This window comes from uncultured Chloroflexus sp. (assembly GCF_937951745.1).
GTDB lineage: Bacteria > Chloroflexota > Chloroflexia > Chloroflexales > Chloroflexaceae > Chloroflexus.
On the sequence record NZ_CALFBQ010000057.1, the window covers coordinates 24,714 to 45,760 of the forward strand.

A 21,047-nucleotide genomic window follows, 5' to 3' on the forward strand; every position below is an offset into this window, starting at 1 on the left:
GCTCTCACAAGATACGCCCTCACCCATTACGGCGTTACCGTGGGTGTAGTGAGCGGTAACGGCTCTTGAATCGGCACCTCTGCCGATGGCGGTGAAACCAGTGCCCGGTTCACCCAACCGGCACCGCTGCCATCGGGATTGGCAATAAACGAGTCGGGACTGTACCGTTCGCCTAGCCGGATGAGGTACCACTGGTCATTTGCGGTGCGGGCCAAAAAGATGATCTCATCACCGGCATTAATGCGCCCGATCGGTTGATTATTGGTGCCCGGCAACGGGCGCACATTCGCCACTTGCAACGCCGTGCCGGTGATCGGCTGTGCTACCGGTGCTGGAGTTTGGTTCGCCGCCGGCGTTGGCCGACGCGGGGTCGCGGTCGGGCGCGGTGTCGGCAGCACGAGCGTCGGCAATTCGGTCTGGCCGGGCACATAGCGACCAAATTGCTCTAGCTCATTGCGCAACGTTCCGACAACACCAAAAGCAAGCGCCACTGACAACAAAAAGATCACGCTGACAATCGCCAATTTGATCAATTCGAGGCTCTGCGCCCAAATGCTCCGCTTGCTAAGCAAATCGAGTGCGCTCTGCGCGGCGCCGGCCACCGATTCGCCCCAACTGGTGCGGCCTTGATCCGAACGGGCCACTTCGCGGAGGGCCAATAAGGCGCGCACATCGCCGACTTGGGTCAAAGCGCGCACCGCCCCCCACCGCACATTGGCGTTTTGATGCTTAAGAGCGGCAATCAACGGCCCCGTCGCCCGGCCATCGCCAATCTGTGCCAACGCTTCCGTCGCGCGATAGACGACCAACCAAGGCTGATCAGGGTTAATAATGGCGCACAAGGCCGGCACTGCCGCTGAGCCGATGTTGACGAGCGCATCAACCGCTTCGGCGTGGCGCGGATGGGCCGGATCGCCGAGCGCGCCAATGAGATCGTCAATCTCAGCCCGCGATGGGTGGCGTTCTGCCGGTGGAGCTGATCGCGGCAGCCGGGGCGCTGTTAAACGCCGGGTCGGGCGCGGGGTTGGAGTAGGTTCAGGTGGTGATTGGTTTGGTTGCGGTTCAGTGGTCATCAGTCTGCAATCTCTCCGGCACGTGGCTGGCGCGCAAGCAGCCACTGCTCAAACCGGGCTACGATCAGATCAAGCAGCGTGGCCGCCGCTTCAGCTTTCAGTTGCCGCGGCAATTCCACGGCCTGCTCACCATCAAGGACGGTCAAGGTTATCTCAGGTTGGCCGATGCTAGCAATCGCATCGTTGGCAACGATCAGATTCAACCCTTTCCGTTGCAACTTGCTGCGGGCATTAGCCAATAGGTCATGCGTTTCGGCGGCGAAGCCAACCTTAAAGATATCGGTGCGGTGCGCTAATTCACCGACGACATCAGGATTTTGTACCAGTTGCAGGGTCATGCCTGCATCGCCATGCTTCTTAATCTTCTCAGCCGCTATGTGAGCAGGGCGAAAGTCGGCTACTGCCGCGTTCATAATCAAGATGTCGGCTTGGGTACAAGCGGCTTGCACCGCTGCGCGCATCTCTAAGGCGGTTTCGACCGCGACATAGGTGACTGCTCGCGGCGGAGTGAGCGCAACCGGGCCGCTAATCAGCGTCACTGTCGCACCTAGATCACGGGCGCGTTCGGCCAGCGCATACCCCATTTGCCCCGACGAGCGATTGCCAAGGTAGCGTACCGGATCGATCGGCTCACGGGTACCGCCTGCCGTCACCACCACGCGACGGCCCCGCAGCGGCCCGTGTTGGCGACCCAGTAAGGCGCGAAGTTCAGCCAGCAGGTCGGCTGGTTCGGGCAGACGACCACGACCAACCACCGGCTCGGCCATCCGACCCACCTCCGGCTCAAGTACATACGCCCCGCGCGCGCGTAGCGTCGCTACATTGGCCTGCGTCGCCGGATGTTCATACATCGAGGGATTCATCGCCGGCGCAATTAGCAATGGTGCGCGCGTTGCCAGCACCGTAGTGGTGAGCAGGTCATCGCATAGACCGGCAGCCAGCCGGGCAATAGTATTGGCCGTCGCTGGCGCGATCACCACTGCATCGGCCCGCATGCCAAGGCTCACATGACCGATCACCCCGTCTTCAGGCAAGCTCCACATGTCGGTCAAGACTGGCCGCCCAGTGAGTGCTTGAAACGTTGCCGGGCCGACAAACCGCTCGGCAGCTTCGGTCATAATGACATCAACCTGCGCCCCAGCTAACGTGAGATCGCGCGCCACTTGTACGACTTTGTAGGCAGCAATACTGCCGCACACGCCTAGTACAATTCGTTTGCCCGCTAGCGTATCCATACCCATTTCCGTCATTCAGGCAGACTCCCTGCGGGCGCATTGTAGCACATGTGACGCGATGCCACAGCTAGGCGTAGTTTGGCGTAAAATGCTCGCTAAATTACGCGATACAAGCTCTTGCAGAACCGATAAGCTTGTGCTACACTTCACGACACTCTCCCCGAACCAATGGAGGACTTTCGTGGAGCGTTCTGATTTACCACCTGATGTTGTTATTCGGCGACTTCCTCTCTATGCACGGAGCTTGCGCTACCTGCTCGAAGAGGGTATTCACTCTGTCTCTTCCCAAGAGCTTGGTGAACGGATCAATGTCACCGCAGCCCAGATTCGCAAAGACCTTTCGTATTTCGGCGAGTTTGGTAAGCAAGGTATCGGCTACGATGTCGAGAAGTTGTTGAAACACATCGAGCGCATTCTTGGCATCAACCAACATTGGCCAGTGGCACTTGTGGGCATTGGTCTGCTAGGACAAGCCATTGCCCGCTACGAAGGTTTCCGCACGGAAGGGATCGAGATTGTTGCGCTCTTTGACTCTGACCCGGCGAAGATTGGCCAGCAGGTCGGCGAGCTGGTCGTGCAAGACTTCGCCAATGTGCGGCGCGTTATCGCCGAAAAGCACATTAAGTTAGCGATTATCGCGGTGCCGGCATTGCAAGCACAGCGTGTCGCCGATGTGTTGATCGAAGCTGGCGTGCGCGCCATCCTGAGCTATGCGCCCATGATTTTGCAAGTGCCTGAAGATGTCTGGGTGCGGTATATCGATCCGGTAGCGGTGTTGCAAAGTATGACCTATTACCTCGCCCGCGAACAATCGCCCTCGTAGGGCCGCACGGCTGTGCCGCCCCAGCGATGCACCTCTAGCCCGGTGCCTGCGTTAAAACCGCGTAGCGAAAGGAATGCGCGTGCTGGTAAGCCTCAAGCAACACCGGTTCGGAGCACTGATCAGTGGGCTGATGGTTGCTTTGCTGGTCATACAGTTGTGGCCGGTTGCCCCAATTGATATTGCGCTCCGCCCTCTATTCGCGCCGGTTGCGACCCACGCCAGCCATGCTTTCACCGCCTTAGCTGCTCGCACCACAACACCGTTGCTCGCCGCATGGGATGCCCGTACCGGCATCCCCACTGTTCTCGTTCCCGCCACTACTGATGGCCGCTTGCCCTACACTCCGACCGCCGCCGAAATCGGCAACCCGCTTGCGATTGCTCGCGGCTTTCTCGACCACGAACGCGCCCTCTTTGGCCTACGCAGCGTCGCCGCTGAGTTACGCCCATTACCGCCGGAACCTGATCGCCAGCTCGGTTTTCACCATATCCGCTTTGAACAGGTTTACAACGGCGTACCCGTCTTTGGCCGCCGGTTGATTGTTCATCTCGATCCGGCAGGGCAGGTGGTGGCGGTCAATGGTCACTTTGAACCGGGAATTACACTCGAAACCCAACCTGCGATCGCGCCGCAAGCGGCACTAACAATTGCCCTCGGCCATATCTGGCAAGAACTGGAGCCGGACGAGCGGATGCAGGTACAATTTACGCCGGTGCCCGATCGCACCAGTTTGGTGATCTATGTTCGCGCCGACGGCCATGCAGTGCTGGTCTGGTCGGTGCGTGTGCTGACCACCGCGCCGCTCGGCGAGTGGCAGGTGTTTGTGCAGGCACGGCGCGGCAGTGTCGTGCATGCGATTGACCAACTCGCTGGCGCAAAACGCCGCCGCACCTATACCGCCAACAATACCACCCGCTTGCCCGGTCGCTTGCTGGCCGAAGAGGGTGAACTACCCCGCGATGCAATTGCGCGCGTCGCTCACGAAGGAGCCGGCAAGGTCTACGACTACTACTTCAATACCCACCAACGCGACTCGTTTGACGGTCGCGGCGGCGCAATGGTCTCAACCGTCAGCTATGGCAGCGCTCCTGAAGATGCCGACAACGCGGCATGGATTGGCGAACTCAAGCAGATGATCTACGGCGATGGCGGACGGCTCTTCAAACCGTTGCCGTATGGTCTCGATGTGATCGGCCACGAGTTTACCCACGGCGTGATCGATGCGACCGCGCAGTTGATCTATGAAAACCAGTCAGGCGCGCTCAACGAGTCGTATGCCGATGTGTTTGCGGTGATGATCGACCGCGACGACTGGCTGATCGGCGAGGACGTGGTGAAGTCGCCGCCGTATCCGGTCAATCACTTGCGCAGCTTGGCTGATCCGACGTTAAACGGACGATATAATGCGCTCGATCCGCTGCGCAGCGTCGGCCAACCGGCCACAATGAAAGAGTATGCAAACTTGCCCAACACTCGACGCACTGATAACGGCGGCGTGCATGTGAATAGCGGCATTCCCAACCACGCCGCCTACTTGCTCGCACAACAAATCGGGCGCGAAAAGGTGGAACGAATCTATTATCGCACGCTGACCCAATACCTTGCGCCAAGCAGCACTTTCGCCGATGCTGCCGCCGCCACCGCTCGCGCCGCTGCCGATCTTTATGGCCAGACCGAAGTTGCTGCGGTACGCGATGCCTTTGCCGCCGTTGGCATAACCAGCACGGCTACCCCCGGCGGCCCAGTAGTGCAGCCGCCGAGCAGCTTGCCCAACACAACACCGGCGCCGCCGGCAGCACAGAGTCTCCCTCCCGGTTGCAGCGATCTGATGGTTAATGGCGGATTTGAAGCTGATACTGGCTGGGAACAGGTCACATCGCTTGACGCCTCGTTGATCGACCCTGAATTGCCCCGCAGCGGCAAACGCAGCGCATGGCTGGGAGGAACCGATCAAGAGAGTTTGCAGCTCATCTATCAAGATGTTCGTATTCCGGCGAATGCTACCAGCGTTGAGTTGCGCTATGCCCGGCTGGTGCATTTCGAGGCCAGCGGCATCGCTGGTCTCTTTGTCAGTGAAGCGTTCTTCTCAGTCGTCATCGCCGATACCCGCACCAATCCGCTAGCCGTCGTAGAGCGGATTCGCTCACGCGATGGCGATGATACGTGGCGTGACCGGCGCGCCGATGCTAGCCGGTATGCCGGCAAGACGGTGCGCATCGTCTTTGCCGCCGAAAATCCGCGTGGCAATATCAGCAGTATGTTTGTTGATGATGTGGCGTTGATCGTTTGTACTACCGGCAATGCACCAAGCACGCCGCCGGTCAATAATAATGATCTGGTCTTCCTGCAAGGCACGATCAGCAACGCCGACAGCGGGCGTGGTGTGCGCGGCGCGCAGATCTTTATTCTGCGACCGGGCATTACGGCGCGCCAAGCCGCTGCTGATGATACGCTCACGCCCGATGAGGTGTTGACGATGGCAATCGCTGATGACAATGGCGGCTTCCGTACCGAGCAGCCGGTGCTGCGCGGGCAGAGTTATAGCGTGATAGTGGTGGCGCGCGGGTATCGAACGATTCTTTCCGATGGTGAATTGCGCATCCCGGCGACGGCAACCAATCCGTACCGGGTCGATATCTAGATGCGCCGATCGCGGTAGTAGCGGCGGAGCGCGCTCCACCCGAACTGTAACCGGGATTGCAAAGAACTCATTTTATGTCAAACGAACGCTTTGAATGCTGCATCTGCCACCAACCCCAATCGCCGCCCTACCACATCCTCGGCGGGAGGATCTATTGCGCGCGCCATTATGCGCTAGTCAACAAACCGCACCGTGGTTTCTGGCAGGCCAGCCTTATCCAGATTCTCGGTATGGCTGCGCTCAGCGCGATGCTGGCATGGCTAGGCAATGCCATTGGCCCGCTCAGCGACCTGCCCCTGCTCTTGGCCGGCATTGTCTTGTCGGTGTTGCCGGCGGCGCTGTGGCTAATCTTCTTTTATCGCCAAGACCGACTCGAACCAGAACCGAAACACAAGCTTGCCGCCGTGTTCCTTATGGCGTTGTTGCTCACCGATGTGATCGGGCGGCGGGCGGTCGAAGAGTGGTGGCGGGTCAGTGAATGGGCAGCCGCCGATACAACTACGTCGTTGCTAGCGGCGCTCTGTATCTTGGGGCCGCTACGGCAGGTGATCGCTTACGTTGCCGTGCGCACAATGGTCTACGCTACCGATGAGTTCGATGAACGGATGGATGGGATTGTCTATGGCACGGTCGCCGGTCTCGGCGTGGCTACCCTGCTCAATCTGCGCTACGTGTTGGCGAGCGAAGGGGTGGGGTTGGCGCCGGGGGTGATCACGACTGCTACTACGGCGTTGGCACAGGCCAGCTTTGGCGGGTTGATGGGGTACGTCATGGCGGAAGCCAAATTTAGCCATCGCCCGATCTGGTTTGTACCGCTTGGCTTCGCCGTTACCGCTGCGCTGAACGGTTTGGTGAGCTGGCTAATCGCTGAAGTGAGCGCCGTGGGCCTTACCGTCGATCCGTGGCGTTCGCTGGCGCTGGGGGTGGCGGTGGCCCTGATCGCGTATCTCACCCTGATCGCCCTAGTCCGGCGGAGTGTGACGGTCACGTTGCAGCAGTCGTAGTAGCGAGCAGAACCCTAATGATCGGGCAGATTGGCAATGAACGCGTTTGGCGCGTGCGGCTCTGGAATAAAGACCTCGGCGTGGCGCTGGTCACGATGCTGGCGCTATTAGCCGGCACGTTGCTGATGTGGCGCACCGAGACGGCAACCCGATCGTTTGTTAGCCCTGATGAAACTTTCCGCCTCGCCTATCCGGCCCATTGGGTCAGTGTTGACGCGCTGAATGATCTGCTGCTGAAGGTGGAAGATCCGCAAACGGCGAGCTTGTTCAAGACCACGCTAAGCGTTGAACAACGCGACATTGATCCGGCCAATCCGCCGACCTTGCAGGAGCTGCTCGACCGCCGGATGGAAGATCGCAGTCTGCTAACTGCCTACCATTTTCTGCGCGAAGCCGAGACAGCAGTCGCTGGCCAGCGCGCGATTGCTACCGATTTTGCCTATGTGGTACAGCCAATTGATGAGCCGCGCCGTCCGGCTTTACCGGTGGTAGTGCGGGTGCGCGAATATATCTTCATCACCGCGAACCATTCATTCTATCTGACGCTAGCTGCTCCCGCCGCCGAATTTGACCGGCTTAAAGGCACGCTGGCGCGAATTATCGCTTCGGTGGAGGTGCCATGAGTATGCCCGATGAGCAAGGCGGCTGGTCGCTCGGTGAGCGTCTCGCTGATGGCAGCGACGCATCATTGCGCGCACCGGCGCTGCCCCGGCTAGCGTTGTTGAGGGTGAGCCGTAGCGGCGGCCTGCGTTTCACCACCCGCACTATCACCATCTACCACAACGGCTTGGTGATCGGCAACGATCCTGCCCGCCGTCCACGCACCCTCTCGCCGCAAGTCATCGCTCGCCTCCACCACGCCCTCTTGCGCGCGCGCCCCTGCCGCCTCCCCCGCCGCATCGCATTATCGCCCGACAGTTATGTCTACTCTTTCCACGTCCGCATTGGCGAACGCATCTGCCAGTTTGAAGTCGTTGCCGCCAACGCGCCGCCGGCAGTGCATGCCCTGCTGCGTTTGGTGCACCAAGCAGGGTTCTAACCACTGGCGCCATTATTCTGCTTGTGATCGTGCTCAGGGGGATCGACTGCTGTTCAAGCGGTAGGCTGAGCAACGTGCCATCCGGCCACCTACTCGTGATCGGCGACAGCCTGTTTTCCCAACAAAGCCTATTTCGTGGTATGCTGCCAGTAAGCGCATCGCGTGGCACTGTTCGCCGCGCATTGCTCAATCACGAGGAGGTGTTTATGAATAGTAATGACGTAAAACTCTTGCAATCAATGCGCAGCAATCCCTCACTGACCATCACGTTACCCACTCACCGCACCTCCCCCGACAACAAACAAGACCCCATCCGAGTCAAGAATCTGGTTACGGCTGCCGCTAACCGGCTCACCGGCACCTACGGCAAGCGCACCGTCGAACCAATCTTGCGCCGGCTTGAGGCGCTGGCCGGCGACATCGATTACCGTTACACGCTGGACGGATTGGCAATGTTTGTCAATCAAGACACCTCATTTATGTTTATGGTGCCATTTGCGCTGAAAGAGCGGGTAGTGGTGGATGAAACGTTCTACACCCGCGATCTGGTTTACGCGCTCAACCGCACGCCGCGCTATTGGGTGCTTGCCCTCAGCGAGAAGCCAACCCGCCTGTTCGAGGCTACTCGCGAGACGTTGCAAGAAATTCAGACCGGCGGCTTCCCCATGACCCACCTTGGGCCGGGTGGCGCGCGCGGCATTCCCAACGACCCGGCGATTAACCAGTCGGCCTACCGCGACGAACATCACCGCATCTTCTTCCGGCAGGTTGATGAAGCCTTCGCGCCGTTTATGGCTGGCGATCCGTTGCCGCTGGCGCTGATTGGGGTTGATCGCTACCTCGCCTTTTTCCGCGAAGTGAGCAAGCACCACGACGCAATTGTCGCCACCCTGACCGGCAATTACGATACCTTCACCGCCCACGATCTTGGCCGCCTGATCTGGCCGTTGGTTGAAACCAACCTGCAACACCGCAGCCAACAAGTCTTGCGTGAGCTTGAGGTAGCGGTAGGAGGGCAACGCTACTGCTCTACGTTGGGGGAAGTGTGGCGATTTGCCCACGAAGGTCGCATCGCAACCCTGTTAGTCGAGGAAGACTACCACCAGCCCGCGTTGGTTGACGAGAGCAGCCAACGCTTAATCTTCATTGATGAGCCAACCACGCCAGCCGCTCTCGATGACGCAGTGGACGAGGTGATCGCAGTGGTGATTGATCGCGGCGGCAAGGTGGTCTTTGTGCCGAACGGTTCCCTCCAAGCCCACCAGCGGATTGCGGCGATTTTGCGATATTAGTGCCGTGACGTTGTCATTGCGAGAGTGTGCCCCTCGTGTCATTGCGAGGGAGCGACGGCAGCCGGCGCGGCTGGGTACCGCCCGACCACAGCAATCTCCTGCTTCAGCGCAACCAATGGCGGAACCAATCTTTCCCGTGCTCGCAGGAGATTGCTGTGCCGTCTCCGGCGGCTCGCAATGACAATTGGGGAGCGGAACCGGTGAAGGGACTGAACCGTTTGACTGATAAGGACGAGCCAGTGCCAGCCTTTAACCGCTGCCTCATCACACCGTCACAAACCGGTACAGCGCCTCCCAATCGTTGCGCGACCGTTGCCCAATCGCGAAGAATTGATTGAGCAACTCTTCAACCACCTCAACAAAATCGCAATATTCAGCTTCGGTAATCTGGCGGAAGCCGTGGGCGAGAATGCTGCGATTGCGGACGTGTGAGCGATTGCGAATCTCGATTGGTTCCACACGTTGCACCAAAGGATCGTTCAGCGCAGCTAGCAGCATATAGCCATTGAGTAGCGTAATCGGGTTGTATGCGCCATTGCGGTTCGGTTGCAATCCCCGCCCCTGAAAACCGAGCGATTGCTCAACCTGCCGGTAACGTTGATCAAGATCTGGAATCCGTTGCTTGAGCGTATCTAAATCAGGTTCTTCAGCTAACACGTCATAGGTCGCCAGCCGGTGCTGGCTCATCAATTCCATACACCGGTATCGCAGTAATGCGGCTGTGTCGAAGCGTCGCTGCGCTTCACGGCGCAAAGCATTGGCGTGCAGCGAACCAAGCAGCGGCAGCACAGCATCGAGGTCTTTCAGAGTGGCAAGAGCGCGAGCGGATTGTGTCATGGCACTGATAGTCTGGACGAGGTGCGCTAACGCAGTCTGCTGAGCTTGTAAGACGTTATGATGGTGCGCGAGTTTCGCAGGCAACGGTTTACTCAGCAGACTCTGCAACGTCTGGGCAGCAGCCTTCAAATCAAACGCTTCCCATTTGATATAAGAGTCGGCCAATTGTCTGAGGGCGGCATACGTTGCGCGATCGGGTTCCGGCGCCCGCCGGGCTAGATCGGCGTAGATTTGCTCTGCGCGCAGGTAGTCGTGGGTATTGAAGGCGCGAGCGGCCTCCTCTGCTTCGAGATCGCCAAAGACTTCATACGGATCAGGCGGATCGATCAGACGCTGCGTGCCCGGCTTAGGCCGGTTTTGCTCGTAATCACTCTCGATGTAGATGGTGCCGAGGTCGAGCACATAGGCCGCTTTGGCCAACCCTACCGACATAACTTTGGTACCGGCGGTTAAATCAACGAGGATCTGTTCGCGCGGCAGATCAGACCACTTCTCGATGATCGCGCGCAATGCGCGATAGACCTGCTTAATGTCGGTGTAATGGACTTCCTCGCGCAACCAATTCGGATCAGGCGATAACTCGATCTGCTGCGTCACTCGTTCAGGGAAGTTATGCGTTTCCGGCGTCAGCAGAAAGGCAACTCGCTGCGGTTGCAGTGCCGCCAGCAAAAGCGCAGCGGTATCGGTTTGGCCGCTGCCGGTGAGGATTAATGCCACCGCACGCCGGTCACCTACTCGTTCGCAGAAGCGACGGAGTTGTTCGTTAAAGTCCATTGCTGTCTCCTAAGGCATCTCGTTTCAGGGCGGGCCAACGACCTACGCTCCATCGTCCCACCCGGCACCCGGGTGACTCGCCCGCAATCATCACGTTCTAAGCGTTACCGTAGTAGACGCACCTCGATCTAAACGAGCCCTAGCACTGTTGCGGGCAAGCAATTCGTTGCAACGCATAGCCCAACCCGCTGCAAAACAACGCGCCTTTGAACGACGGCAACCGTACTGGCGCCGCCAGCCGCAGCGTGACCCGGATCCGTAACACATGCAACGCCGGCAGAGTCAGTTTAGGTTCAGCCATAACCATTGACTTTCCGTGACCAAAAGCTCGTAACCAAGAACACCGTATTGCCACTAGGCCACCCCCCGGCGGGAGATGGCGCCGCATGCTCCACCTACACGAAGGCGGGAACGGATAGCGCAAAACGTAGGTCGCAAACTAGCTTGGCATTTAGGTGCAAGTATACCGCATTGGTGTTGAAAGCACGTGCGATGAGCTAAACAGATCACGGTTTGCTGAACGAATCGAACAATTTGTACCTTCCCATACGATTGCTGCGACTGGTACGATACATGTATTCATGGCAGACGACCAGTACGTAAAGGATGGTCAAACATGCCGCTCAATCCTGCAACTGAGAAGGCGCAGTCTAGCCCCGACATGCGTTTCAATCTCAACTGGCGGTGGCGCCAGCTCAGAGCATGGTTCGGCCAAGAGCGCGGTGCGTTGTTCTTGATTTGGTGCCTGCGGGTCGGTGGTTTAGGTTTGCTCATCGTGTGGGCATGGCTCAAAGCGCCAAACATACCGGAGCCAAACTTAAAAACAGGCTGGCTTATCATCGGCATAATGACCTGTTTTCAGGTGTTTACGGCTGTTTGGGGTGCGTTTCAACCGGAACAATGGCACAAACCGTTAGCGAAGTTCCTGCAAAATCTGATCGAAGTCATCTTAATCAGCTTGGCTATTCTGCAGCTTGGGGCGGCGTCCAACGTCTTTTGGGTGCTCTACCTCATCCCCATCGTTAGCGCGATGCGCTTTCTCAACAACCTCTGGGGCAGCATCATTAGTGGGCTTTCGATTAGCGCGGCCACCGCGGTAGGCAGCTTTCATGCTGATAGTCTGCTCGAAATCGCGATCGCGCCTACCATTACGATCTTTGGCTTGCTGTTGTTATATGTCTTGCGCCGCATATCGTTGCATCCGGACGCTTTTGCGAGTTTGCAGACCGAATTAGTCCAAATCCTTGATCGATATCAAGCTGGAATCTGCGTGGTCGATCAACATCGCCGGCTCGTGTTTGTCAATCATGCGCTCGAACAGCAATTTGGCCCATGGACGCCAAAGATGACCTGCTACGAGTATTTGGTTTGCTTGCATGCGAATTGCGTAGCCTGCCAACAGCCCCAACCCTATCCGCAACGATACACTATGCAAATTCCCGGTGGGCGTAGAATCAAATTTGATGTCGAGTCGCAACGGGTCGCAGATGGTGAGCAGCTCTTGCTGTTTCTCAATCCACCGCGCACGATCCGGCTGGATTTGTACGAACAATTGCTCAATGCTATTGTTGAAGAGGATCAGCAAGGGTATACAATCGCTCTTCACCAACTGCTGAACTCGGTGCGTAAAGATTTTGGAGCGGAATCAGCGGCGATCTTTTGGTTCAAGGATGGGCGGCTGACCCGTGACATCATCAGTGGCCCGCCCTTACCGTTCGAGGAGAATTACGAATTAGGCCAAGGGATTACCGGGCTTGCATTGCCCGGTTTAGCGGGATCACCGTTTGGGCGAACCGTTGTCGCCAATAACCTCGACGCCGCACCAGTGATCATCGATAATCTTGCCGAATATCTGGCCGCGCATCCCAAATATTTTGAGGCATACAAACAGGCCCTCCCTAGCAGGCAAGTGAAACATCTCTTAGTCGTACCACTCAACGGACGCCGGCGGATTATCGGCGTTGTGCGGTTAGTCAACCGGCTGAACGAGCACGGCCAATTGCACAGTGAGGGGTTTCAGCGCCTGCATGAAATTGATTTGACCATGATCTGCGAACGGCTCGCCCATGCAATCGAGTACCGGGAACTGTACCTTGCCCGGCAACGGCAGCTTGAAGAGACGGAACGGTTCTACCGCATCTACGATGCCAGCACGCGCGGCCAAACCGTTTTTGCTACGATCGTTGAAGAAGCGCTGAAAGCGTTTCCTGCCGCAAGCAAATGTGAAATCCGGCGGCTCGATCGGGCGAGCCAGACCTTACAATTGATCGTGGCCCGCCACCGGCGCGGCTTTGATTACGGCGCACCACCTAGCCCCCTCGCCGGCATTAATGCGCGCGCACTGCGTGAAGGGCACATTCAGTTTGTCACGGATACCGCTCACGACCCCGATTTTATTCACCGCAAACCACCTATTGGCGCGCTGATGGTCGCGCCACTGATCGGCTACCTCGGCATTATTGGCATTCTCACCCTTGATTACGATAAGCCACGGACATTTACCTCCGAGGAACGCCGGCGGTTCGAGGCGCTGGCAACCCATGCCAAGATGGCAGCAGCCGTGATCTGGCGGAACGAACAGGCTGAGCGCCTGCGCAAGCATATTCAGCAGATGAGCGACTTGAGCAAAGGCATTACCGGCGTCTATCAGCATATCCTCAAAGCTTATCATAATCTGATTGGCTACGACAGCGCTTCGATTCAGTTGCTCTACGGCCATTATTTGCAGATTGTCGAATGCGACGGCTTTGCTGATCGGAACGCGGTTTGTTCCTTATCGTTCGATATTCACGATGAGCGGTTCCCTAACAGCCGTGTGTTGCGTGAGCAACAACCGCTGGTTGAGACGGATGTCACCCAAACCTACCCCCACTTTGTCCAAGAATCGGAACGGTATCAGACAGCGAATATTCGCAGTATCCTCTATACACCGCTGATCTATCGCAGCCAATGCATTGGGATGATCGCGCTTGACAGTCATACGCCCGCCTTCTACCGTGAAGGCGATGTAGTATTGAGCATGCTGCTTGCCAATGCCGCCGCTTCGGCAATTGACAACGCGCGGCTGGTGGAAACGCTACAACAGCAACAAAAACAGTTACGGGTGTTGCTTGAGAGCGGCACGGCGTTAATGAGCATTCATGACGAGCGCAAACTCATTGCATCGTATGCCCAGCTCGGAGCGAACCTGTTCGCATGCGAGCACTGTACCATCTTCCTGCGCCGATCACCAGATTATGAGTTTGAGCTAGCGGTGTCATCGCAGCGCGATGGTTACTTCGACAATGAAGCCTATTGGCGTTTGGCGACCACCATTGCGGCGCACAATCAGATCATCACCCTTACTGGTGATACGTTGCTGGCATGGTATGCCGAACATGGCATTGCCGGCGATGAGCTTGAGCATTTGCCTACCGCGCGCGGTCGTTCCTTGCTTGCTGGCCCGATTCGCGACCAGCGCCAGATGGTGGTTGGCGTATTAATCTTTGAAAATTACGAACCTGACTATGGCGAGGGTTTCCCTGCGCCAGCGCATGATTTATTGGAATTATTTGGTAAACAAGTCTTGAACGGGGTGAATATCGTCAATATTCGCCGGACAACCCGCGAAAGTTTAGGTCTCGATGTCCATGATCTGCTTAATTTTGTGCAAGGAACCATAATTTTCTCACTCAATACGATGATCAGACAACTCGAACGAGCTGAGCCGGTAGCTTCGATTACCCCACAGTTACTGCAAACGAATCAAGCGGCGAAGTTTCTCTACCAACAATTGCGCTATATTCAAGACGATCTCCGCGGACGTACCGATCTCGAGCAGTCATTTGACCGGATGGTCAATGATTACATCAATTTGCTTAGAGGATCGGTGCTCAAAGATATCCCGATCTTCTTCGATCCCTTGACCAACATCAGCCTGCCTCGGAAAACGGCTTACGCCCTCTTCCGCATTTGTCAAGAAGCACTCGCCAATATCGCGAAACACGCTGAAATCCATCTCAAGCCAGACGGCGCGGTATGGATTAAGTACACCCAAACAGACACTGGCTTTACGCTCACGATCGAAGATAACGGTCGCGGTATGGCGGAGAGTATGGAAAGCCTGCGCCAGCGGGGTGCGTATGGTTTAACTGCAATTCAACAATGGGCTGAACGGATCGGCGGGCGGGCAACCGTACAACCACGTCCTACAGGCGGCGTCATCGTGCAGATCACCGGACCGATCAAGGAGGAGCAGGCATGGACACCCTCATCAGAGTCGTTATTGCCGATGATTTAGCTCTCTTTCGCGAAGGGCTGAAAAAGGTGCTCACCTATATTCCCAATATTCAATGCGTTGGTGAAGCACACACCCCGCAAGAAGCGATCAGCATGGCAAGCAAGCTCCAACCAGATATCATCATGATGGATATTTCGTGGTACGGCGACAAATGGACGGGTGTTCATGCGATCGAACAGATCAAACGCCAAGCGCCGCGGGTGGCTGTTATTGCGATGACGGCTTATCCAGAGTGGATCGAACAGGTCCAGCGCAAAGGCGCTGATATGGCCGTCTCGAAAGAGGTTTTCAACGACTCTGACCAACTCGAACGCTTGTTAGAGGAGGTGTTGCGGAAAGTTCGGCGGGCGCATACCCGGCATAACCTCACGAACCCGCTCACCGAACGCGAAGAACAAGTCCTTCGCCTGATGGCGCGCGGTGCTCTGATCGAAGAGATGATGAAAGAGTTGAGTTGTAGCGCCGGCACGGTTAAACGGGATATTCAAAACATCTGTGATAAATTGCAAGTGACCAATCGGGTTCACGCTATTGCGCGCGCCTATGATCTCGGTATTTTAAAAGTGGGCAGCAGCTTTCCAGCCGAATCGACCTAAACCGAGAGCCAATAGCGATACTGAGAGACGGCGCAGCCGGCTGCGCCGTTTTTTTGTTGCCGAATGGCGGCGAGCGCCGGCATATCTTTGCCATGAAGCATGATCCTTTTGGCGATCACACTTAATCCAACCATGAGTCTTCTGATGGATGCGATGTGATCTGTGGGTACTTATAATCATCGTAACAAATCAAATCCACATCGCAGCATACAACAAACTTACTTACTTATTAAAAAAGCGTAAAAAGGAGGTGATTTTCCGTACTTTTTGCTAGAAGCAGGCACCTAGCGGAACACCGGCCCTCAGATCGGTTCGTGCTGTCGAACCGGCTCGCGCCACCCGGCGAAGGAGGACACGATGGCGATCATTCACCAGTCTCCCCCGACCCCGTTCCGTCGTCATCCGCTGCGGCGCCTACAGCACTATCTCGGCCTCGCTGCCCTCTACGGAAGCTGCGCTGGATTGGCACGGCAAACCTTCATCACTGGGCATATCTCGCTCGCATTTGGATTCGCCTTCGCAAGTACGACTGCCCTGCTGGTCTTGATCGTGCTGGTGATCCGAGAACGCCGGTTCAACATCGTGATCACCCGTGACAGGCTCATCATCGATTACGGCTATCCGTTTGGTTCACGCCGCATCATCGAACGGATCTATGTCCGCGAATATTGCTTCCCGTCCAATCCCATCGGTTACTGGTTCGATACCGGCACACTAATGATCGAATATGGTGATGAAACGCTCGTCCTCGATGGCTTAACGCCATTCAGCACCCTCCGCGACCTGTTGGAGGTGCCGTGATGACAACGGTTCCGCGCAACGAGGTCGTGGCCAATCGCTTTCAGGTGGTTCGCCTGCTGACCCGCACGGCTCACAGCATTGTTGATCTAGCTTACGATGGGCGGGATAAGCAATTCGTAGTGATCAAACGCCTTGCCCCCACTAGTCGCAGCTTGCCGATCCGCGACGCTGCCCGCGCGTTCTTGCGCGAGATCAAGATAGTTCACGCACTACCGGAGGCATATTATGGTGAATGGCCCTGCTTCCCGCGTTTCATTACGATGGGCCGCGATCGCCACGGGTATTACTATGTCCAGCGTTACATTCCCGGCCAGACGCTAGCGTCCATCCTTGCCGCCGGTCATCCGCACGACGCGCTCACCATCGCGATCAATCTCTGCTGGGTGCTAAGCATCTTGCACGCGCACGGGATCATTCACGGTGATCTGCACCCACAAAACATTATAGTGGGAGTGCGCGGTGAGGTGGCACTGATCGATTTCGGCCTGAGCCGCTATCACGGCCAGCTCGCGCCGGAAGTGCAGGGGATTGGCCGGCCTACCTACACCCCGCCCGAACAATGGGCCGGCTGGCCGATTGATGAACGGAGCGATTTCTTCGCGCTGGGTTGGGTGTTGCACGAGCTGTTGGATGGTGAGCAGTTGCCGTCTTCCACTCAAGCGCTGATCGCGAGAATGCTCAATCCGTTTCCGGCAAATCGGCAGGTGACGCTAGCAGCATTGCAGGCCGAGCTTGAGGTGGTGCGCGACGAGCGCTTACAACCGCAGCCGGCGCCACAGTGGTTTATCAACGGCCTTATCATCGTCAGTATCACCGTCATTACGCTGCTTTATCTCAGCTTGTTGTGGCGATAATCGCATCTCCGTGTCGGCAACCAAGCTGCCGCACGCTATCCCTTTACTCGGCATATACCGCACGCATCCGCTCGATCGTCTGCCGGATCATTTCCACCAACTCATCCGGTTCGAGCACGCGGCAATGTTCGCGGTAGCGGAGCAGAATCTGCTCGGCTTGCCACAGATCGCTGGTTTGGGCCGAGATCTCGGCACTGCCGTCGGGGTGATACGTCACTGAACTGTTGGGAAACCAGAGCGCTACGTCGCGGTTGCGCGCCACTTGCGGCGAGAGTCGGTAACGCAATGACCACATCTTGCGCGGCGGCAGTTCGGGTGGCAAGACCCGCCGTTCGACGTGCAGCGAATCGGGAATGATGCGGTCAACCCGGTAGGGTACGTAGCGCCCTACCGTCGTCGGATGAGGTGAACTGTAGCAGTAGGCTTCGAGATAGATATGGCCGTCGCGCATCAAGAGCCGTACCGGCGCCACCCGATGCGCTTCCGGTTCTTGGCTAAAGGTTGAGCGGTAGAGAAAGCGTAGCGCATGGCGGTGCAGATTGCGCTTGAGTCGGGCTAACCATTGTTGATCAACCGGTTGGCTGCTTTGGGGGAATTCAATCTCCATTTCCTGCTGTTGGCGGAGGTTTGACCGCCGTTCTGGCGGTAGTAACGCAATGACGTGATCGAGTAGCGATCGTACCTGCGGGCCGTTTGGCCAGTTGCCTTCACTGAACATTGTGACGAGAAAGGCCAATGCCTCAAGCTCTTCGTCAGGTAGATTGAGTAAGGTAAGCCGGCCAAAATCGGTCAGTGCGTAGCGCCCGTCAGGTTGGCGTTCGATTGTACAGAGAAATTCGCTGCGGAGCGCGTTGAAATCGTGGCGAAGCGCAACCAGTGCGTTAGCAGGATAAATACCAGAGTCGAAGGTGCGGCGCGCGTCGGCGATTAGCTCGGCGGGTGTCGCCGGGCCGCGCACAAATCGACTGATCAGCCACAACCGACGCTGCACCGTTAATGCGGAACTGCGTTTTTGGCCGCGACCACGACGAGATCGTGGAGTAGCCACATAACACCTCGTTGCCATATCGGACGGATCTTTTGTGTATTATACCTGACTTGACTAGTGATGGGAGTAGCCGCTTGACAAAAATAAATTAACGTTGTGTATTTACATCATAAATAAACACTATCAATTGAGAAAGTCTCGATTACCCGCTTGCGCGTCCGTTCGGTCTTCCTCATGCCACTCTTTGTCTGGCGCACGATGGTGCAGGACTAACGCGCCGATGGCATTGTTCATATCGCCATCCGCTTCGAGTGGGGCAATGTTGTTTGGAAGAAGACGGTCTGGCGCGATGCGACGGCGATGAAGGGCTATCGTAACAGCGATGCGCACCGTTTGGCGATGCGGTTACTGGCCGAGGCTGTGCAGTGAGGCGGCGGTTGCGTGCTGGCCGGTTGTCGCCTATGAAGTGTCCATCGCCCTTTCATGCCGCCGGTCACACTGCGCCAGCGACAATGCAGCCGGGATTTGCGCCGCCATCGCCGCCAGTGCTGGGCTGAGGAAGTTGGGCAGAATGTTTACCACAGAGGACGCCGAGAGCGCAGAGGATGCGGAGTTTATCCCCATCCCCTACGCCCTCGGCGATGTTCACGTCCTTTTGGCTTCCTCTCCTACCTGATCCCTCCTCCGGCGGAGGAGTCGTCCTCCCCTCCCCCAGCGGGGGAGGGGGCAAGCAACGCCCTTTGCTCGCGTTGCGACTGCTCACTCCATCATTGGCGGCAAATCTTGGCCGTAGCTGCGTTGGAGCGGCAGTTCGGGAATGAACAATGCCAGCACCAACCCGATCACTGCCAACCAAATCGCGCACCAGTAGATGGTCGTCACACTGGTAGTGAAGGCATCTTTCAGGGCTGCACTGATCTGCTCGCCGATCGCCCGACCCTCGGCACGGGCCGTCTGCTCGGCTTGGTCAAGCTGCGCCAACACCCGGTCGAGTGCCTGCGTGCGGGCGACTGCCGGCAAACTCCCAACCATATCCAGCATCGCCTTCTGCTGATCAGGGATCTGCGGGTCAGCGCGTAGCGCCTCGATTGCCGCCGGATCAGCATCGCGCAGCGCGCGCGTGATCAACTCGCGCCGGGCGGCAAATTGCTCGGCAATCGCTTGTTCGATCCGTACTGCCGGATCAACCACTTCGCCGCTTGCCCCTTCGCCGGCACCCATCCCATTGCGCAGCGCGCTGCTGTCGAACTGAGCAGCCATTGCCGGCGGCAATTGGGCCTGAATCGGAGCCAGATTCGCACTCAGAGTCGTGGTCAAGACGCTGGTGAGCAGCGCACCGAAGACTGCCGAACCCACCACCTGTCCGATCTGCTGGAAGAATTGCCGGCTGGCCGTTGCCGCCCCCATATCGGTGCGCGGTACCGCGTTCTGCATCGCCAGATTGAGAATCGGCATCGAGGGGCCAAGACCAAGACCAAGTGCGATCATGCGCAGCCGCACCATCCAGATCGACGTCTCAGGGGTGAGCGTTGTCAGCCACCAGAGTGACGCGACGATAATCGCCATACCGCCGATGATCACCCACTTGTAGCGCCCGGTGCGCTGCACGATCTGTGATGACACCATCGCCCCAACCACAAGGCTAAGGGTGAGTGGAATGAGCGTAGTGCCGGCGGCAGTGGCGCTCACGCCGAGCACATTGACCAGATAGAGCGAAAGGAAGAAGATTGCCGCAAAGAGAGTGGCGCCAACCGTGACGCCGATCATTGCGGTGAGGGTGAAGGTGCGGATGCGGAAGAGGTGTAAGGGCAAGATTGGTGATTCAGCCCGCCGCTCGATCAGCAGGAAGAAGATCAAGCCAACTATGCTGACGGTAAACAAGCTCACGATCAGCGGCGACGTCCACGGAAAGTCATTCTTGTCGAGTGTCAACGCTAGCAAGAATGGGATCACCGTCAGCAGCAACGTTGCTGCGCCGGCGTAGTCAATCGCCGGTTTGAGGCCGCTGTGCAAGCGTGGCAGCTTGGCGATGATAAAGCCGAGTGCGATCACGCCCAACGGCAAGTTGACGAAGAAGATCCAGTGCCAGCTCAGGTTGTCGGTCAGTAGACCGCCAATAAACGGTCCCACCACGCTCGACAAGCCGAATACGGCGCCAAACAGACCCATATAGCGCGCCCGTTCCGCTGGTGCGAACAGGTCGGCGGGAATGGCGAAAGCGGTTGAGGTGAGCGCCGCCGCGCCAAAGCCTTGTAAGCCGCGGAAGAAGACCAACTGGGTCATATCACCGGCTAAGCCACACAACAGCGAGCCAAGCAAAAAGACCACGATCCCGAACAATAAGACATATTTGCGCCCGTAGATATCTGACAGCTTGCCGTAGATCGGCACCATCGCCGTTGATGCCAGCAGATAGCTGGTCGAAACCCACCCGATCAGTTCGATCCCCTTCAGATCGGCCACGATCCGCGGCAAAGCTGTCGAGACAATCGTCTGATCGAGCGCCGAGAGAAACAGACCAAGCAAGACTCCGATTAAGATCAGCACTTTGCTGCGCTGATCAAGCGTCACGGCGTAATCAATCCGGGTTGTAGCTACAGTCGTTGGCGATGTGGTCGTAGCCATACGGTTGGGTAACTCCTTGTCTTGCCAAACTTATGTCAAATGTTGTCTATCTTACCCTCAAGTTAGGGTGAGGGAACGTAGCCCACCAGCAATCTCCTCCAACCTGAAGGCGCAGAAGTGATCCACGCAAAGGGTTAGGATGGATCGTCACATGTACCCTCATACCTTCCAACACAAAAGCCTCGC

The 21,047-nt window shown here is 57.3% G+C and carries 16 protein-coding genes; 10 read left to right on the top strand and 6 right to left on the bottom strand.

Features of this window, described 5'->3' with window-relative positions; translation table 11 throughout:
* Positions 1–26: 26 nt before the first annotated feature.
* Complete coding sequence (locus Q1A59_RS13810) at positions 27–1,073, bottom strand: SH3 domain-containing protein (RefSeq protein WP_298405395.1); 1,047 nt, start codon at positions 1,071–1,073, stop codon at positions 27–29.
* On the bottom strand, positions 1,073–2,308 hold the full coding sequence (coaBC, locus tag Q1A59_RS13815) for a bifunctional phosphopantothenoylcysteine decarboxylase/phosphopantothenate--cysteine ligase CoaBC (protein ID WP_298405392.1): 1,236 nt from the start codon (positions 2,306–2,308) through the stop codon (positions 1,073–1,075). Before coaBC ends, Q1A59_RS13810 begins: the two co-directional genes overlap by 1 nt.
* A gap of 181 nt (positions 2,309–2,489) precedes the next feature.
* On the opposite strand from coaBC, the gene Q1A59_RS13820 reads away from it, so the two are divergent.
* From Q1A59_RS13820 to Q1A59_RS13845, 6 genes are all read left to right on the top strand, one after another.
* Positions 2,490–3,131: a redox-sensing transcriptional repressor Rex gene (locus Q1A59_RS13820; protein ID WP_298405388.1), complete on the top strand. Its 642-nt coding sequence runs from the start codon at positions 2,490–2,492 to the stop codon at positions 3,129–3,131.
* Between the two features lie 79 nt (positions 3,132–3,210).
* Positions 3,211–5,772: a M4 family metallopeptidase gene (locus Q1A59_RS13825; RefSeq protein ID WP_299645129.1), complete on the top strand. Its 2,562-nt coding sequence runs from the start codon at positions 3,211–3,213 to the stop codon at positions 5,770–5,772.
* 74 nt (positions 5,773–5,846) lie between these two features.
* Positions 5,847–6,776 (top strand): PrsW family glutamic-type intramembrane protease, encoded by a 930-nt coding sequence (locus tag Q1A59_RS13830; RefSeq protein ID WP_298405382.1) that lies wholly within the window; start codon positions 5,847–5,849, stop codon positions 6,774–6,776.
* Between the two features lie 17 nt (positions 6,777–6,793).
* On the top strand, positions 6,794–7,399 hold the full coding sequence (locus Q1A59_RS13835; protein ID WP_298405379.1) for a hypothetical protein: 606 nt from the start codon (positions 6,794–6,796) through the stop codon (positions 7,397–7,399).
* A gap of 2 nt (positions 7,400–7,401) precedes the next feature.
* On the top strand, positions 7,402–7,815 hold the full coding sequence (locus Q1A59_RS13840) for a hypothetical protein (RefSeq protein ID WP_299645130.1): 414 nt from the start codon (positions 7,402–7,404) through the stop codon (positions 7,813–7,815).
* A gap of 206 nt (positions 7,816–8,021) precedes the next feature.
* On the top strand, positions 8,022–9,107 hold the full coding sequence (locus Q1A59_RS13845) for a hypothetical protein (RefSeq protein WP_298405374.1): 1,086 nt from the start codon (positions 8,022–8,024) through the stop codon (positions 9,105–9,107).
* A gap of 264 nt (positions 9,108–9,371) precedes the next feature.
* On the opposite strand, the gene Q1A59_RS13850 is transcribed toward Q1A59_RS13845, so the two are convergent.
* Both Q1A59_RS13850 and Q1A59_RS13855 read right to left on the bottom strand, forming a co-directional pair.
* Positions 9,372–10,718, bottom strand: coding sequence for a TIGR02710 family CRISPR-associated CARF protein (locus Q1A59_RS13850; RefSeq protein WP_299645131.1), 1,347 nt, complete (start codon positions 10,716–10,718; stop codon positions 9,372–9,374).
* A 139-nt stretch (positions 10,719–10,857) separates the two neighbouring features.
* Positions 10,858–11,019, bottom strand: coding sequence for a hypothetical protein (locus Q1A59_RS13855; protein WP_298405368.1), 162 nt, complete (start codon positions 11,017–11,019; stop codon positions 10,858–10,860).
* Between the two features lie 315 nt (positions 11,020–11,334).
* Between Q1A59_RS13855 and Q1A59_RS13860 the strand changes: the two genes are divergently transcribed.
* From Q1A59_RS13860 to Q1A59_RS13875, 4 genes are all read left to right on the top strand, one after another.
* A complete protein-coding gene (locus Q1A59_RS13860; protein WP_299645132.1) occupies positions 11,335–14,997 on the top strand; it encodes a GAF domain-containing protein in 3,663 nt (1,220 codons plus the stop codon).
* Positions 14,958–15,593 (top strand): response regulator, encoded by a 636-nt coding sequence (locus tag Q1A59_RS13865; protein WP_299645133.1) that lies wholly within the window; start codon positions 14,958–14,960, stop codon positions 15,591–15,593. Before Q1A59_RS13860 ends, Q1A59_RS13865 begins: the two co-directional genes overlap by 40 nt.
* Positions 15,594–15,950: 357 nt before the next feature.
* Positions 15,951–16,394, top strand: coding sequence for a PH domain-containing protein (locus tag Q1A59_RS13870; protein WP_298405358.1), 444 nt, complete (start codon positions 15,951–15,953; stop codon positions 16,392–16,394).
* Entirely contained in the window at positions 16,394–17,248 is an 855-nt protein-coding gene (locus tag Q1A59_RS13875; protein WP_299645134.1) for a serine/threonine-protein kinase, read from the top strand. The genes Q1A59_RS13870 and Q1A59_RS13875 overlap by 1 nt, the downstream gene beginning before the upstream one ends.
* A gap of 43 nt (positions 17,249–17,291) precedes the next feature.
* Here Q1A59_RS13875 and Q1A59_RS13880 read toward each other — a convergent pair whose 3' ends face one another.
* Positions 17,292–18,296, bottom strand: coding sequence for a YafY family protein (locus Q1A59_RS13880; RefSeq protein ID WP_299645135.1), 1,005 nt, complete (start codon positions 18,294–18,296; stop codon positions 17,292–17,294).
* Between the two features lie 699 nt (positions 18,297–18,995).
* Entirely contained in the window at positions 18,996–20,861 is a 1,866-nt protein-coding gene (locus tag Q1A59_RS13885) for an MDR family MFS transporter (protein ID WP_298490061.1), read from the bottom strand.
* Positions 20,862–21,047: the final 186 nt, after the last annotated feature.